At 55.7% G+C, this 255-nt stretch carries 1 rRNA gene; it reads left to right on the top strand.

What is annotated here, in order from left to right:
• A 16S ribosomal RNA gene (locus WA279_RS20840) occupies positions 1-255 on the top strand; the annotation flags it as partial.

Below are 255 nucleotides of genomic sequence, written 5' to 3'. Positions count from 1 at the left end.
GGCCCAGACTCCTACGGGAGGCAGCAGTAGGGAATCTTCCGCAATGGACGAAAGTCTGACGGAGCAACGCCGCGTGAGTGATGAAGGTTTTCGGATCGTAAAGCTCTGTTGTTAGGGAAGAACAAGTGCCGTTCGAATAGGGCGGCACCTTGACGGTACCTAACCAGAAAGCCACGGCTAACTACGTGCCAGCAGCCGCGGTAATACGTAGGTGGCAAGCGTTGTCCGGAATTATTGGGCGTAAAGGGCTCGCAG

The organism is Bacillus sp. 204(2023) (assembly GCF_037027505.1).
Lineage (GTDB): Bacteria > Bacillota > Bacilli > Bacillales > Bacillaceae > Bacillus > Bacillus subtilis.
Note: the sequence above shows the minus strand (reverse complement) of the source record. Positions and strands in the feature narration are given on the sequence as shown.